Genomic DNA, 14,618 nt, shown 5'->3' on the forward strand with positions numbered 1-14,618 from the left:
GCAGCGGGTGGGCTGGGCCGACCGCGACCACGTCCTCCCGCACGCCTGCGGCGGGGCCACCGACTGCGCCAACCTCTGTTGTCTGTGCCGCAGCCACCATCGGCTGAAGACCCACGCCCGCGGCTGGCGGTTCGTCATGGACCCCGACGGCACCCTGCACGTCACCACACCGTCCGGGATCACCCGCACCACCCGACCACCCGGGATGCGACCACCACCCCGGCCCGCACCCGAGCCCGACCCATCTGGGCCGGCCGGCGGCCCGCCGCCCCACACGTCGCCCGACGACGATCCACCACCGTTCTGAATCGGCCGGTTGACGTGTCGAGATGTCGACGAGCCGACGCGTCCGTACCCGGGACAGGCGAAGGGGTCCAGCAGCGCCGGACGGCAGTTCCGGCTCCGGCGCCGTCCGAGGCGGGTGCCGATGACCGCCGACCGGCCGGCACACCGCTGTCAACTCCGCGATGCGAAGGACAGGAGGTCGGCGAGGGCGGTCTGCGGGTCGGGTCCGAGAACGCCGATCCCCGCCGTCCCGGACGACGGGGGAGCCGGCGGTGGACCGGCGGCGGCCCAGAGCTCGTCGAGCAAGGCGACCGGGCGGGCGGCTCCGGTCGCGGTGGCGAGCAGGTAGCCCCCGCGCCACGCCGTGACGCGCAGCCGTCCGCCGGTCGGCAGCCGGCCCGCGGCGCCGGCCCGGGCGGCGCGCCTTGTGGGGCCGGCCCCGGCCAGCAGGTCCTCCCACGGCGCGGCGGCCCGGCCGCTGCCGCAGGCGCCGCGCACCGGGTCAGGCGGGGCGGGGCGACCGCCGCAGGAAGTCCCGCGCGATCTCGTCGAAGGTCACCCAGCGGACGCCGTCGTGCCGGTTGATGTGGGCGATGATGCGCTCCAGGGCCATGAGCACCTGCGGCCGCCCGGAGACGTCGGGGTGGATGGTCATCGTGAACGCCGCGTAGTCCTGCTCCCGGTAGACCCAGTCGAACTGGTCGGTCCACATCTGCTCGATGTCGCGCGGGTTCACGAACCCGTGGCTGTTCGGGCTGGCCTTGACGAACATCATCGGCGGCAGGTCGTCGAGGTACCAGTTCGCCGGGATCTCCACCAGCTCGGTCTCCCGGCCACGCACCAGCGGCTGCATCCAGGTGTCGGCCGGCTGCGAGTAGTCGATCTTCGTCCAGCTGTCGCCCACCCGGACGTAGTAGGGCTCGGAGTCGCGGTGCATGAGCGAGTGGTCGTAGGTGATGCCCCGCTCCAGCAGCAGCTCGTTGGTGACGGGGGAGAACTCCCACCACGGCGCGACGTAGCCGGTGGGCCGCCGTCCGGCCCGCTTCTCGATGAGGTCGATGCAGCGGTCGAGGACGGCGGACTCCTGCTCGCGGGTCATCGCGATCGGGTTCTCGTGGCTGTAGCCGTGCACGCCGATCTCGTGGCCGGCCGCCACGCAGGCGTCGAACTGCTCCGGGAAGGTCTCGATGGAGTGCCCGGGCCAGAAGAACGTCTGGGTCAGCCCCTCGCGGCGGAACAGCTCGAGGATGCGCGGCACGCCCACCTCGCCGGCGAACAGGCCGCGCGAGATGTCGTCGGGGGAGTCCTCCCCGCCGTAGGACCCGAGCCATCCGGCCACGGCGTCGATGTCGACGCCGAAGGACACGAAGATCTCCTTGTTCCCTGGTGCGCTGGCCATGCTGCGTTCCCCTCTCGATCGGTCGGTGTTCAGAGCCGGCCGGCGAGGACCCGCCCGGGGTCCTGCGGGTCCAGCGCGAGGGCCGCGGCCAGCAGCAGCCGCCCCTGCCACGGGCTCAGGTCGCCGCCGAGCAGGGCGCCGTCGCGCGCCAGGCTCGCCCCGCCACCGGCGTACAGCGGCGCGACCGAGCCCGAGGGCACGCGCGTGCAGACCAGGACGGGCACGCCGTCCGCCACCAGCTCGGCGGCCGCCGCGGCGACCGGCGGCGGGACGTTGCCCGCCCCGAATGCCTCCAGCACGACCCCGGCGGCGCCGGCCGCGACCGCGGCGCGCAGCAGGGCGTCGTCCGTTCCCTGGGCGCAGGCGACGACGTCGACCCGCGGCAGCTCGGCGTCCAGGTCCAGCGGCAGGGCGGGCGCCCGCGGCGGCCGCCCCAGGGAGACGACGGCCTCGCCGGCCACCCGCAGCACCGGCCCGCGGCCGGGTGCGCCGAAGGCCGCGCTGCGCAGGGTCTCCAGCTTGCGCACCCCGCGGGCGGCGAAGGCCAGGCCGTCGAAGACGACCAGCGCGCCCAGGTCCCGGGCCGCGGGCTCGGCGGCGACCCGGAGCGCGTCGGCGAGGTTCGCCGGGCCGTCGGGCGCCGGCGCGTCGAACGGCCGCTGGGCGCCGGTGAAGACCACCGGTCGCGGGTCGTCGTGCACCAGGTCGGCCAGGAAGACCGACTCCTCCATCGTGTCGGTGCCGTGGGTGACGACGACGCCGTCGACGCCGTCGGCCAGGTGCCGGCGCCCTTCGCGGACCAGCCCGCGGACGTCAGCGCCCGTGAGCGCGAAGCTCGGCACCGTGGTCAGGTCGCTCACCGTGACCTCGAGGCCGGGGAGCGGACCGGCGGCGGCGAGCAGCTCGGCGGCGGGCGTGGTGGCCGACAGGCCGCCGTCGGTGCGCCGGCTGGCGATCGTGCCGCCGGTCGCCAGCAGGTGGACCCGTGCCACGTGCCCTCCTCGTCCTCGCGCGGAGGCCCCAGGTGACCACGACGCGCCGGGCCACGCACCTCGGGGAGGGGTCTGATCGGACCCACCCCGGGCGCTGACCTGCGCAGCTGCCGGACCGGTCCGTCCGGGGCTTGACGCCCCGCCCGCGGACTCACCTAGAGTCCTCGACCGGACACCGCCCGTCATGGGGGGTCGCTCACCGCGAGGGCCACGGGGCTCCCGCGTGGGGCGGCGCGGGCGGTGGCCCGCCGGGGCGCCCCGTCGCCCGGACGACCGCCGCCGGGGGCCTCGGAGCCGGGCGCGCCTCCGCCCGCACACACGGGAGACCGCCCCGTGCACCACCCCGCACAGCGGCGTCCTGCTGGCCCGCTGCGTGGTGTGGGCGCTGCTGCAGACCCGACCGGCCGGGCGCCCACCGGGTCAGCGCTGCCGATAGGCCAGCAGGTGCTCACGGAGGTAGGTGAGGTGCTCGATCATGGACATCTCGCCGGCGTCGGGGTCCTGGTCGGCGATCGCCCGGACGATGCGCTGGTGCTGGCGCACCGTGGCCTGGCCGACCTCGGGCTTGAGGTCCAGGTAGTGCACCGGCTCGGTCTCCAGGTGCAGTGCACAGACGAAGGACGCCAGCACACGGTTCCCCGAGGCGCGGGCGATGGTGCCGTGGAACTGCTCGTCGAGAGTCGGCACCCGGGGGTCCTCCACCGAGATGGACCGCTGCAGGTCCACGATCGCGCGGAGCTCGCGCAGGTCCTCGTCGGTGCGGTGCACGGCCGCCAGCCGGACTGCGGGTACCTCGAGGTGTTGGCGGACGATCGCCACCTCCTCGAACTCGATGCTGCCGAGCGCGAGGAGGTTGTGCACCGAGTCCCCGAGGACCTCGCGCAGTGACGAGTGGTCGGCGTTGCGGACGAAGCTGCCGCCACCGGCGCCCGGCGTCGTGACGATGAGGTTCTGCGTCGAGAGCGACCTCAGGGCCTCGCGGACCGTCGTGCGGCTGACCTCGAACTGCCGCGCCAGCTCGACCTCACCGGGCAACCGGTCCCCGGCACGGAGGGCGCCGGAGAGGATCGCCGCCTTGATCTGGTCCTCGACCTGCTGGCGGGGACGCAGCACCTTCTTCCCGATGGTCTTGGGTGTCCCGACCGGATCAGACACTGCCGTCCCACCTCGCTCCTCGTGGTGCACCCTGCACACGCAGCCGCTGCCGACGGGGCGCAATGGTGCGACCGATCCTAGTCGGGCGCAGGCACCCGTCCGCGGTCGCGGACGAGGTCCCGGACGCCGCCCCAACGGCCGTCCCCGACGCCGCAGCGTCCCCGGGGACACCCGACCCCCGGGGACGCTGCGGGCCACGGCCGACCGTCAGCGGGTCGCCGGCTGCGCCTCGACGGCCTGCCGGTCGCTCGCGGCGAAGTCGACGTCCTTGGTCTCCGGGCCCATGGCCGCCCCAACCGTGATGAAGACGGCGCCGATGACCAGGAGGGGCAGCACGGTCCACTCGAACGGCATCACCGCGGAGAGCCAGGACTGGTAGAACGCGTAGAACGAGGGGATCACCACGGCGAGGCTGTATCCCAGGCCGAACCCGGTGGCGCGCACCCCGGTCTGGAACCGCTCGTTGATGTAGACGGTGGTGAGCCCCCACACCGAGACGACCAGCACGGCGATCACGGTCACCAGGAAGATGACCACGAACAGGTTGTCGGGCCGCATGGCCAGCAGGACGGCGTAGACGGCCGTCCCCCCGATCCCGGCGACGCCGCCCCAGACCATGAGGAACGGGCGCCGGCCGATCCGCTGACTCACCACGGCGGCGATCACGTAGCAGACGGCGACGACGAGGTAGGCCACGATGAGCGTGGTGGTGATCTCCGTGCCGACCAGGCCGAGCTCGGAGGCCAGCAGTCCGGGGAGGATGGCCGTCACGCAGTTCAGCGTCAGCCAGAAGCCGGTCATCAGGATGAAGACCTGGACGAAGTTGCGGCGGTTCTGCCCGGTGAACAGGTCCTTCACCGGCGTGCCGCCACCGCCGCTGCCCTCGAACAGCTCCGACTCCCGGACGCTGCGCAGGTAGTAGACGACGAAGGCCAGGGCCAGCGCGCCGCCGAGGAAGAACGGGATGCGCCACCCCCACTGGACGTACGCGGAGTCCGGCGACCCGGCGGGGGCGACCTGCAGCATGATCAGCGTGATCAGGGCGACCGCGACGTAGGCCAGCGGGAAGCCGGTCATGATCAGGCCACCGTTGAGGCCGCGCTTCTCCTTGGGGGAGTACTCCATCGCCAGCGGGCTGGCCGCGGTGTACTCACCACCGACGAAGATGCCGATCACGAAACGCAGGAGCACGAACACCACGACCGAGGCGATGCCCCAGGTCTCGTAGCCGGGCAGCAGTCCCACGACGACGGTCAGGATCCCGAACCCGGACACCGCCACCACGGTGGCGTTCTTGCGCCCCTTCGTGTCGGCGTAGCGGCCGAAGATCAACGCCCCGAGCGGCCGCCCGACGAGGGTGGCGGCGAAGATCATGCCCGTCACGATGGCCGTCGCCGACGGCGAGAGGTCCGCGGAGATGAAGTATCCGATCGCCGGCGCGAGGGCGATGATCGGTAGGTAGATGTCGAACATGTCGACGAAGAAGCCGAAGAAGGCTCCCCGCTGGGCGTGCTTGCGCGCGTGTTCGTGCTCCACCGTTGTCGTCCCGGCTGCCGACGTCATGCCTCTCCCTCATCTCTGACAGGGGCTCCGCGGAGGCGGCCCTGGTGGCGGTGCGGTCCTCGACCGCGCCGGCGTTCGTGCGCATCGGTCGTCCCCGCCGGGTCCGTCGCCGAGGCGAAGGACCGCCGGCGCCCGGTCCACCACGAGCCCGTGGGGAACGACGGGACCGCTGCACCGCGACGCCGCTTCCCGGCGTGCCGGCGAATAATGTCTGTCATTCACCAGGTGTGTCAAGGACCACATCCCGGCACGGAGCGACTGCGGGACGTGACGGACCGGGAAGTCCAGCTAAACCCGCCGGCGCACCAGGTGGGTCGCGCCCGTCCACGGGCGCCACCAATTGTCCGACATTGACATGACGGTGCGTCGGTGCCTACGTTCCGGGCCATGTCAGCGGCGAGCGACAGGAGCCACGAGGTGACCATCGCAGCGAGTCCGGACCGGCCCGCGACGGCCCCGCTGCGAGGTCTCACGGTCCTGGACATGTCGACCTCCTACGCCGGCCCCACCGCGTCGATGTACCTGGCCGACCTGGGCGCGGACGTCGTCAAGGTGGAGCGCCCGGGCACGGGGGACGACGCCCGGTACTGGGGTCCGCCCTTCGCCAGTGGCGCCTCGGCGTGGTTCGCCTCCGCCAACCGCAACAAGCGGAGCATCGCCGTGGACGTGGGCACGGCCGGGGGGCGGCAGGTCCTGCACCGACTGATCGACCGCGCCGACGTCTTCATCGAGAACCTGAACCCCGCGAAGCTGGAGCGACTCGGCCTCGCGCCGGCCGACACGCTGGCCCGCCGGCCGCACCTCGTCTACTGCGCGATGTCCGGGCTCGGCCTGACCGGTCCTGACGCGCACCTGCCCGGGTACGACCTCGTCGCCCAGGCCCGCTCGGGGCTCATGTCGGTCACCGGTCCGGCCGGGGGCGCTCCGCAGCGCGTCTCGACGGCGCTGTCGGACATCGTCACCGGGATGTCGGCGGCCCTCGCCGTCTGCGCGGCGGTGGTGCGCCAGCGCACCACCGGCGTCGGCGACCTCGTCGACGTCTCGCTGCTGGACTCCGACCTGGCCCTGATGGCACCGCGCCTGGCCGCCTACCTCGCCGGTGACCCGGAGCCCGCGCCGTCGGGAGGCACCGACTCCGTGCTGGCCCTCTACCAGTCCTTCCCCACCGCGGACCGGGACGTCGTGATCGCCGTGGGCAACGACGTCCTCTGGCAGCGCTTCTGTGCCGCCGTCGGCCTGCCCGGGCTCGCCGTCGACGACCGGCTGCGCGACAACGCCGGCCGGCGGGCCCACCGGGACGAACTGGTCGCCACCGTGTGCGGGGTCCTGCGTGGTCGCCCGGCCGCGCACTGGCTCGACGTCCTCCAGCGGGCCGGCGTGCCCGCTGCTCTGGTCCAGGGGCTGTCGGAGGTGGTGCGCGACCCGCAGGTGGTCGCCCGCCAGGCGATCCTGCCGGTGCCCGGGAGCGGCGGTGCCCTCCACGGGGTGCGCAGCCCCTTCCGGTTGGGCTCGCTGCCCGAGCCGCGCAACGAGCGCTTCCCGGACCTGGGCGAGCACACGCTCGAGGTCCTCGCCGAGTGCGGCTTCACCGACGAGGAGGTCGGGCAGCTGCTGGACGGCGCTGCGGTGGAGGCCCCGCGGCAGCCCGCCGGTCAGGTGACCCGGTGAGCGCCGGCCCCCTCGTCGTCGAGCGGCACGGGACGGTGACCCTGCTGCGCATCGACCGTCCCGAGGTGCACAACGCGCTCGACGCGCAGCTGCTGCGGGAGCTCGATCGGGCGGTGGCCGCAGCCGCGGCGGACGGCGTCCGCGCCGTCGTCCTGACCGGCACCGGCACCCGCGCCTTCAGCGCGGGCGCGGACCTCGACGAGCTCGCCGGGCTGTCCGCCGAGCAGGCCCACGACGTGCTGACCCAGGGGCAGGCGGTGGTCGCCCGCATCGAGCGGTCGCCGGTCCCGGTCCTGGCGGCGGTCAACGGGCTGGCCCTCGGCGGCGGCTTCGAGCTGGTCCTGGCCTGCACCTTCGCCGTCCTGGCGGAGACCGCGCAGCTCGGGCTGCCGGAGGCGGGGCTCGGCCTGATGCCCGGCTACGGCGGCACCCAGCGGCTGGCCCGCCGGGTCGGCGCCCCCGTCGCCGCCCACGCCATCCTCACCGGCGAGCGGATCCCGGCCGACCGGGCCCACGTCCTCGGACTCACCCCCGTGCCGCCGGTGCCCGCCGACGAGGTCGTCGCCACGGCGCTGGGACTCGCCGGCCGCATCGCCGAACGGGGCCCGCGGGCGGTCCGCTCGGCCCTGCTCGCCCTCCGGCACGGGGCCGACGTGCCACTGGAGGCCGGGCTGGCCCTCGAGAGCGCCCTGGCCGGCGTGCTCACCGGCAGCGACGAGGCCGCCGAGGGCATCGCGGCGTTCCGGCAACGGCGGACCCCGGCCTTCGCCCCGACCCCGACGGAGGAGTCCTCGTGAGCGGCCCCACCACCCTCGAGCCGCTGGCCCTGGACAGCGAGCCGGCCGCCTACCTGGCCCTGCACGGTGCACTCGACGAGCCGGTCGCCGACGCGCTGCTCGACCCCCGGGAACACGAGGTGCGCACCCGGGTGCGGGAGGTCGTCGCCGAGCACGTCGCCCCGGGCGCGTCCGACCGCGACCGCGACCACGCGTTCGCCCACGACAGTTACCAGGCCCTGGCCCGCGCCGGGCTCGCCGGGCTGCTCGTCCCCGAGGAGTACGGCGGCACCCAGGACAGCACCGTGGCCTACGCCGCGGCGATGGAGGAGATCACCGCCGGCTGTGCCGCCACGAGCCTGGTCTACATGACCCAGATGCACGCGGCGTACCCCATCCTGCACGCCGGGACCCCGGAGCTCGCCCGCGAGTACGTCCCGGGCCTGGTCGACGGCAGCCGCTACGGGTCCCTCGGCGTCACCGAACCGGGCGCCGGCAGCGACGCGTCGTCCCTGCGGACCCGCGCGGTCCCCGAGACCGGGCCCGACGGCCGGGTCACCGGCTACCGGATCACCGGTGGCAAGACCTTCATCACCACCGGCGACCGCGCCGACGTCGTCGTCTGCTTCGCCACGCTGGACCCCCGGGCAGGACGCCGCGGCATCACCGCCTTCCTCGTGGACGGCGACGCGCCCGGCCTCACCCGCGGCGTGCCGTTCACCAAGATGGGCATGCACGGGTCCAGCACCGCGGAGCTGTTCTTCGACCAGACGCCGGTCCCCGCCACGCACCGCCTCGGTCCGGAGGGCGAGGGCTGGTCGATCGTGGTCAGCTCGGTGACCAAGTCGCGCATCAGCGCCGCCGCGCAGGGCGTGGGCCTGGCCCGCGGCGCCTACGCGCACGCCCTGGCCGCGATGCACCGGGCGCACGGGCCGACGCTGCCGGCCGACGCCGCCGCCGCTCTCGCGGACATGCGCGGGCGCATCCTCGCCGGCCGGCTGGTGCTGCTGTCGGTGGCCCGCGAGGTCGACCGCGGCGGTGCCGCCGGTGGCGCCATCGGCCTGATGAAGCAGACCTGCACCGACATCGGCTGGCAGGTCGCGGTCGCCGCCACGAAGGTGCTCGGCCGGTTCGGCGACCTGGCCGCACTCGGCGCGGAGCGCTACCTCCGCGACGCCAAGGTCACCCAGATCTACGACGGGACCAACGAGGTGCAACGGCTGCTGGTCGCCCGGGACACCGCCGCGCGCGTGAAGGACGTGCTCCGGTGAGCGGCGCCCCGTCACTCCTCGGCAGGACCGCCGTCGTCACCGGTGCCGGGCGCGGGCTCGGCCGGGCCATGGCGATGGCCCTGGCCGAGGCCGGGGCCGACGTGGCCCTCGCCGCCCGCAGCAAGGACCAGCTCGAGGAGGTCGCGGCCGACGTCGAGCGGCTGGGCCGCCGGGCCCTGGCCGTGCCGACCGACGTCACCAACGCCACCGCCGTGCAGCACCTGGTCGACACCACCGTGGCCGAACTGGGCGGACTGGACGTCCTGGTCAACAACTCCGGGGTCATCGACAGCTCGCCGCTGCTCGACCAGGACCCCGCCGCCTGGGACCGGGTCATGGACACCAACGTCCGCGGCACCTACCTGGCCACCCGCGCGGCCGGGCGGCACATGGTCGCCCAGGGCCGGGGCAAGGTCGTCAACATCGCCTCCAACTTCGCGTTCACGGGGGTGGCCGACCACGCCGCCTACTGCACCTCGAAGGCCGCCGTCGTCGCCTTCACCCGCGCCATGGCGGTGGAGTGGGCCCGTCACGGCATCCAGGTGAACGCGCTGGCACCGGGCTACTTCGCCACCGACATGAACGCCGCGGTCCGGGCCGACCCCGACTCGCTGGCCAAGGTCCTGCGCGCCGTCCCGGCCCGCCGGATGGGAGAGCCGCACGAGCTCTCCGCATGGCTGGTCCTGCTGGCCGGTCCGGCCTCGGACTTCATGACCGGGGAAACGATCGTCGTGGACGGTGGCCAGACGGCCCGATGACCGTCCCTCCGCACCGTCCGCCCGCACGGAGGAAGAACCGATGACACCGAACCAGCTCACCGTCGCCGTCCTCGGCGCCGGGACCATGGGCGCCGGGATCGCCGTCGTGGCCGCCCGCGCCGGCCACCGCACGGTCCTGCGCGACGTCAGCGACGAGGCCGTGCACCGCGGCCTCGACAACGCCGGGGGCTTCCTGCGGAAGAGCGCGTCGCTCGGCAAGCTCACCCCGGAGCAGGCCGACGCCGCTCTGGCCAACCTCACCGGCAGCACGGACCTGTCCGACGTCGCCCCGGCCGACGTCGTCGTCGAGGCCGTGTTCGAGGACCTCGAGCTCAAGCGCGCACTGTTCGCGGAGCTCGACGACGTGGTCTCCCGCGACACGCTCTTCCACACCAACACCTCGACCCTGTCGGTGACCGCGATCGCCGCGGGCTCCCGGCACCCCGAGCGGGTGGTCGGCACCCACTACTGCAACCCCGCCCAGCTGATGAAGCTGGTGGAGGTGGCCGAGGGCCGGCACACCGCCTCGGAGGCCACGAAGCGCTCCCTGGAGTTCCTGCACGGCGTCGGCAAGACCACGGTCATCACCAAGGACCGCCCCGGCTTCATCCTCAACCGGTTCCTGATCCCGTGGGAGAACAACTGCATCCGGGCGCTGGAGGCCGGCCTCGGCACCGTCGAGTCGATCGACCGGGCCGTGCTGGGCGCGCTGCGCCACCCGATGGGGCCCTTCCAGCTGCTCGACGTCGTCGGCCTCGACGTGCACAAGGCCGTCTCCATGCGGCTGTACGAGCAGCTGCGCGAGCCGCGCTTCGCCCCACCGCCGCTGGTCGACCGGATGATCGCCGCCGGTGACCTGGGCCGGAAGACCGGTCGCGGCTTCTACACCTACGACAGCACCCGGTCCTTCGGTGCCTGAGCCGGCCGGACAGGGAGGGAGCAGCAGCATGCGGACGTTCCAGCGGGTCGCCGTCCTCGGCTTCGGCACGATGGGCGGCGGGATCGCCCAGGTGGTCGCCGCCTCCGGCCGCGACGTCGTCGTCCTGGAGACCGGCCAGGAGCGCATCGACCTGGGGGTCGCCGCGGTCCGGGACTTCCTCGACGGGGGCATCCGTCGCGGGAAGGCCACCGAGGCCGACCGCGACGCCGTCCTGGCGCGGATCACCGGCACCACCGACGTCGCCGACCTGGCCGGCGTGGACCTGGTCGTCGAGGCGGTGACCGAGCGCCGGGAGGTCAAGGCCGAGCTGCTGGGCCGGGTCGCCACGGTCGTGGGCGAGGACGCCGTCCTGACGACGAACACCTCCGCGCTGTCGGTGACCGACCTGGCCGCCGCCCTGCCCCGACCCGAGCGGATGGCGGGGCTGCACTTCTTCAACCCGGCGCCGCTCATGGCGGTGGTGGAGGTCGTGCGCGCGCTGCAGACCGACGCGGACGTCATCACCGACCTCGTGGCGTTCGTCGAGGACATCGGCAAGTCACCGGTCGAGGTCAAGGACCGCCCGGGCTTCCTGGTCAACCGGCTGCTGATGCCCTACCTCAACGACGTGGTCCAGGAGTACGACGACGAGCTGGCCAGCGCCGAGGACATCGACGTCGCCATCCAGCTGGGCCTGGGCTACAAGCTCGGCCCGCTGGCGCTGCTGGACCTGATCGGCATCGACGTGCACAGGCACGCCACGGAGTCGGCCTACGCGGCGACCCTCGACCCGCAGTTCGCCCCGCCTCCGCTGCTGGCACAGATGGTGGCCGCCGGCTACCTCGGGGCCAAGAGCGGCCGCGGCTTTCGGGTCGGCACCGAGGAGCAGGGAGAGGCCCGGTGAGCGGGTACACCGACGTCCTGGTGGAGACGTCCGGCCCGGTCCTGACGCTCACCATCAACCGGCCCGAGGCCGGCAACAAGCTGCGGGCACAGACCCTGCTCGAGCTCAAGGACGCCCTGCAGCGCTTCCGCACCGACCCCGGGCTGCGGGCCGCCGTCCTCACCGGCGCGGGGGACAGGTTCTTCTGCATCGGCGGCGAGCACGACGAGACGACGTCCCTGGACTACTCCCAGGTGCTGCCGATCATCGACGTGTACGAGGCGATCGACACGATCGCCAAGCCGGTCGTCGCCGCGGTCAACGGCTTCGCCGTCGGGGGCGGGAACGTCCTGCACACCGTCTGCGACCTCACGGTCGCCGCGGAGAACGCCGTGTTCCGGCAGGTCGGGCCGATGGTCGGGAGCTTCGACGCCGGCTACGGCACCTGGTACCTCGAGGACACCGTCGGCCGGAAGCGCGCCAAGGAGATGTGGTACCTCAACCGCAAGTACACCGCGGCCCAGGCGCTGGAGATGGGGCTGGTCAACGAGGTCGTGCCGGCGGGGGAGGCGGTGCAGCGGGCCCAGGAGGTGGCCGCCGAGATCGCCACCCGCAGCCCGCTGGCCATCGGCGGGCTGAAGGCAGCCTTCTCGGCCCGGCACAACGGGGTCCTCGGCCAGGCGCGCATGGCGCACGACCAGCAGCTGACCCTGTACCTGGCCACCCGCGAGGCCCACGAGCTGGGCGAGGCGTTCGCGGCCAGGCGCCGGCCGGACCCCGAGAAGTTCTGGTCGTGAGCCGCGCCTGGTGGGGCCCGCCGCTCGACGAGGACCAGAGGGCGGTGCTCCAGCTCGTCGACGACCTCGCCGGGGACCGGCTGACCCGGGTGGGGGACGACCGGCCCGACGACGTCGACGCCGCGCGCGTGGCACTGGCCGAGCACGCGCTCTGGACCCTCGGCGCGGACGAGGCCGGCGGCGGTGGCGGCGCCGACCTGCCGACCACCCTGGTGGCGCTGGCCCGGCTGGCCGGCACTTGGCCGGCCCTGGCTTGGGCGTCGGTCCAGGCCCACGCCGCAGCGATGGTGCTCTCGGCCGCAGGCCCGGAGGCCGCCGGACTCCTCGCGGGCATCCACGCCGGGGAACCGGTCGCCGTCTGCCCGGTGGACCCCGCCGAGGGCGACACCGTCGAGCTGACCGGTGGCCGGCTCACCGGGACCCTCGACCGGCTCGACCCGGCCGGCCGCGAGCCCCACGTCGTGGTGTTGCTTGATCGGGAGACCGCGGTCCTCGTGCCGCCGGACGGGGTCGTCCTCGGTCCCACCCTCCGGCGCACCGGCCTGGACGGCGCGCTCACCGTCGGCTGCCGGCTGGACGCCGCGTACCCGACCACGCGGTGGTGCACGGCCCCCGGGTGACCCGCGCCCGGACGCTGCTGGACGTCGGTGCAGCCGCCGTGGCCGCGGGCATCGCCGGGGCCGCGGCGCGAGCCGCCCTCGACCACAGCGGCACCCGCGAGCAGTTCGGGGCACCGCTGACCGACCTGCCGACCGTCCGGGCGTCGCTCTCGGCGCAGGAGGCCGCCGCCCGCTCGGTGCTCGCCACGGCTCTCGCCACCGGCATCGAGGACGCCCGGGCGGCCGCCGCGGCGCTCGCGCCCGCCTGCGACCTGGCCCTCGACGTGGCGGCGGCCGCGGTGCAGTCGCACGGGGGCTACGGCTACATGGCGGAGTACGCCGTCGAGGGGCTGCTGCGCGACGCCGTGTCGCTGCGCGCGGCCACCCGCGCCACGGAGTCGGCGCGGGCAGCGGCCCGCGCGCTCGTGGGGCTGGACGCGTGACCGCCGACGGGCGCGCCCGGCCGGCCCCACCACTGACCGACATCCGGGTGCTCGACTTCTCGACCCTCCTGCCCGGACCGCTGACCACGCTGCTGCTCGCCGAGGCGGGTGCGGACGTGCTGCAGCTGGAACGGCCGCCGCGCGGGGACGAGATGCGCGGTTACGTCCCGCGCCTGGGGGAGAGCTCGGCGAACTACGCGCTGCTCAACCGCGGCAAACGCAGCGTCGCGGTCGACCTCAAGGACCCCGCCGTCCGCGACCGGCTGCTGGAGCTCGCCGCCGAGGTCGACGTCGTCGTCGAGCAGTTCCGGCCCGGCGTGATGGATCGGCTGGGGCTGGGCTACGAGGCCTTCCGCGCGGTCAACCCGGCGGTCGTCTACTGCTCCATCACCGGCTACGGGCAGACCGGCCCGACCGCCACGCGCGCCGGTCACGACCTGAACTACCTCGCCGAGTCCGGCCTGCTCGGGGCCGTGGTCGACGACCGGGGGGACCCACACCTGCCGCCCACCGTCATCGCCGACATCGCCGGCGGCACCTACCCGGCCGTGGTGAACATCCTGCTGGCCCTGTTCCGGCGGGCGACCACCGGCGAGGGCTGTCGTCTCGACATCGGGATGACGCCGAACCTCGCCACCCTGGCCTACGGCTACCTCGCCACGCACGCGGGCAGCGGGACGTGGCCCGAACCCGGTCGGGACCTGCTCACCGGGGGCAGCCCGCGCTACCACGTCTACCGGACCGCCGACGGGCGGCACGTGGCGGCGGCGCCGCTGGAGGACCGGTTCTGGGCGCGCTTCTGCGAGCTCCTCGACCTGCCGGAGGACCTGCGTGCCGACGCGGGCCGCGAGGCCGAGGTCGTCGCCGCGGTCGCCGCGCGGATCGCCGCCCACCCCGCCGAGCACTGGCGCCGGCTGTTCGACGGCGAGGACGTCTGCTGCTCCGTCGTCGCGACGTTCCAGGAGGCCGCCGACAGCGAGGCCCTGCGCACCGAGTCCGCGCACCGGGTCGCCGGCGACGGCTTCGACGTCGCGGCGCTGCCGGTGCCCGTGGTCGACGAGTTCCGCGGCGAGCCCCGCGCCCTGCCCTACCTGTCTCCTCTACACATCT

The 14,618-nt window shown here is 74.2% G+C and carries 16 protein-coding genes; 11 read left to right on the plus strand and 5 right to left on the minus strand.

Annotated features, from left to right (window positions below; translation table 11 throughout):
- Positions 1-307, plus strand: a 307-nt coding sequence (locus CNO22_RS19970) for an HNH endonuclease (RefSeq protein WP_198588462.1), incomplete at its 5' end; no start/stop codon positions are given.
- 149 nt (positions 308-456) lie between these two features.
- On the opposite strand, the gene CNO22_RS19975 is transcribed toward CNO22_RS19970, so the two are convergent.
- The 5 genes from CNO22_RS19975 to CNO22_RS19995 form a co-directional block, all read right to left on the minus strand.
- Positions 457-783, minus strand: a complete 327-nt coding sequence (locus CNO22_RS19975; protein ID WP_100501018.1) for a hypothetical protein — start codon at positions 781-783, stop codon at positions 457-459.
- A gap of 4 nt (positions 784-787) precedes the next feature.
- The gene (locus CNO22_RS19980) at positions 788-1,684 is read right to left on the minus strand and encodes a polysaccharide deacetylase family protein (RefSeq protein ID WP_100501019.1); all 897 of its coding nucleotides are present in this window, start codon (positions 1,682-1,684) and stop codon (positions 788-790) included.
- A 29-nt stretch (positions 1,685-1,713) separates the two neighbouring features.
- A complete protein-coding gene (locus tag CNO22_RS19985; protein WP_100501020.1) occupies positions 1,714-2,676 on the minus strand; it encodes an asparaginase in 963 nt (320 codons plus the stop codon).
- Between the two features lie 420 nt (positions 2,677-3,096).
- Positions 3,097-3,831, minus strand: a complete 735-nt coding sequence (locus CNO22_RS19990) for a FadR/GntR family transcriptional regulator (RefSeq protein ID WP_100501021.1) — start codon at positions 3,829-3,831, stop codon at positions 3,097-3,099.
- Positions 3,832-4,038: 207 nt separating this feature from the next.
- Positions 4,039-5,394, minus strand: coding sequence for an MFS transporter (locus CNO22_RS19995; protein ID WP_100501022.1), 1,356 nt, complete (start codon positions 5,392-5,394; stop codon positions 4,039-4,041).
- A 387-nt stretch (positions 5,395-5,781) separates the two neighbouring features.
- Between CNO22_RS19995 and CNO22_RS20000 the strand changes: the two genes are divergently transcribed.
- The 10 genes from CNO22_RS20000 to CNO22_RS20045 form a co-directional block, all read left to right on the plus strand.
- Complete coding sequence (locus CNO22_RS20000) at positions 5,782-7,062, plus strand: CaiB/BaiF CoA transferase family protein (RefSeq protein WP_100501023.1); 1,281 nt, start codon at positions 5,782-5,784, stop codon at positions 7,060-7,062.
- Positions 7,059-7,859: an enoyl-CoA hydratase/isomerase family protein gene (locus tag CNO22_RS20005; RefSeq protein WP_100501024.1), complete on the plus strand. Its 801-nt coding sequence runs from the start codon at positions 7,059-7,061 to the stop codon at positions 7,857-7,859. Before CNO22_RS20000 ends, CNO22_RS20005 begins: the two co-directional genes overlap by 4 nt.
- Positions 7,856-9,109 carry an acyl-CoA dehydrogenase family protein gene (locus CNO22_RS20010; protein ID WP_100501025.1) on the plus strand — a complete coding sequence of 418 codons (1,254 nt, stop codon included), beginning with the start codon at positions 7,856-7,858 and terminating at the stop codon, positions 9,107-9,109. Before CNO22_RS20005 ends, CNO22_RS20010 begins: the two co-directional genes overlap by 4 nt.
- Positions 9,106-9,867, plus strand: a complete 762-nt coding sequence (locus CNO22_RS20015) for an SDR family NAD(P)-dependent oxidoreductase (protein ID WP_100501026.1) — start codon at positions 9,106-9,108, stop codon at positions 9,865-9,867. The genes CNO22_RS20010 and CNO22_RS20015 overlap by 4 nt, the downstream gene beginning before the upstream one ends.
- A 40-nt stretch (positions 9,868-9,907) precedes the next feature.
- Positions 9,908-10,786, plus strand: a complete 879-nt coding sequence (locus CNO22_RS20020) for a 3-hydroxyacyl-CoA dehydrogenase family protein (protein WP_100501027.1) — start codon at positions 9,908-9,910, stop codon at positions 10,784-10,786.
- Between the two features lie 28 nt (positions 10,787-10,814).
- Entirely contained in the window at positions 10,815-11,690 is an 876-nt protein-coding gene (locus CNO22_RS20025) for a 3-hydroxyacyl-CoA dehydrogenase family protein (RefSeq protein ID WP_100501028.1), read from the plus strand.
- Entirely contained in the window at positions 11,687-12,466 is a 780-nt protein-coding gene (locus CNO22_RS20030; protein ID WP_100501029.1) for an enoyl-CoA hydratase-related protein, read from the plus strand. The genes CNO22_RS20025 and CNO22_RS20030 overlap by 4 nt, the downstream gene beginning before the upstream one ends.
- A complete protein-coding gene (locus tag CNO22_RS20035) occupies positions 12,463-13,086 on the plus strand; it encodes a hypothetical protein (RefSeq protein WP_100501030.1) in 624 nt (207 codons plus the stop codon). Before CNO22_RS20030 ends, CNO22_RS20035 begins: the two co-directional genes overlap by 4 nt.
- A complete protein-coding gene (locus CNO22_RS20040; RefSeq protein WP_157937029.1) occupies positions 13,083-13,508 on the plus strand; it encodes an acyl-CoA dehydrogenase family protein in 426 nt (141 codons plus the stop codon). Before CNO22_RS20035 ends, CNO22_RS20040 begins: the two co-directional genes overlap by 4 nt.
- On the plus strand, positions 13,505-14,618 hold a 1,114-nt coding region (locus CNO22_RS20045; RefSeq protein WP_100501032.1), incomplete at its 3' end, for a CaiB/BaiF CoA transferase family protein. The genes CNO22_RS20040 and CNO22_RS20045, both read left to right, overlap by 4 nt.

The organism is Geodermatophilus chilensis (genome assembly GCF_002802985.1).
Taxonomy (GTDB): Bacteria; Actinomycetota; Actinomycetes; order Mycobacteriales; family Geodermatophilaceae; genus Geodermatophilus; species Geodermatophilus chilensis.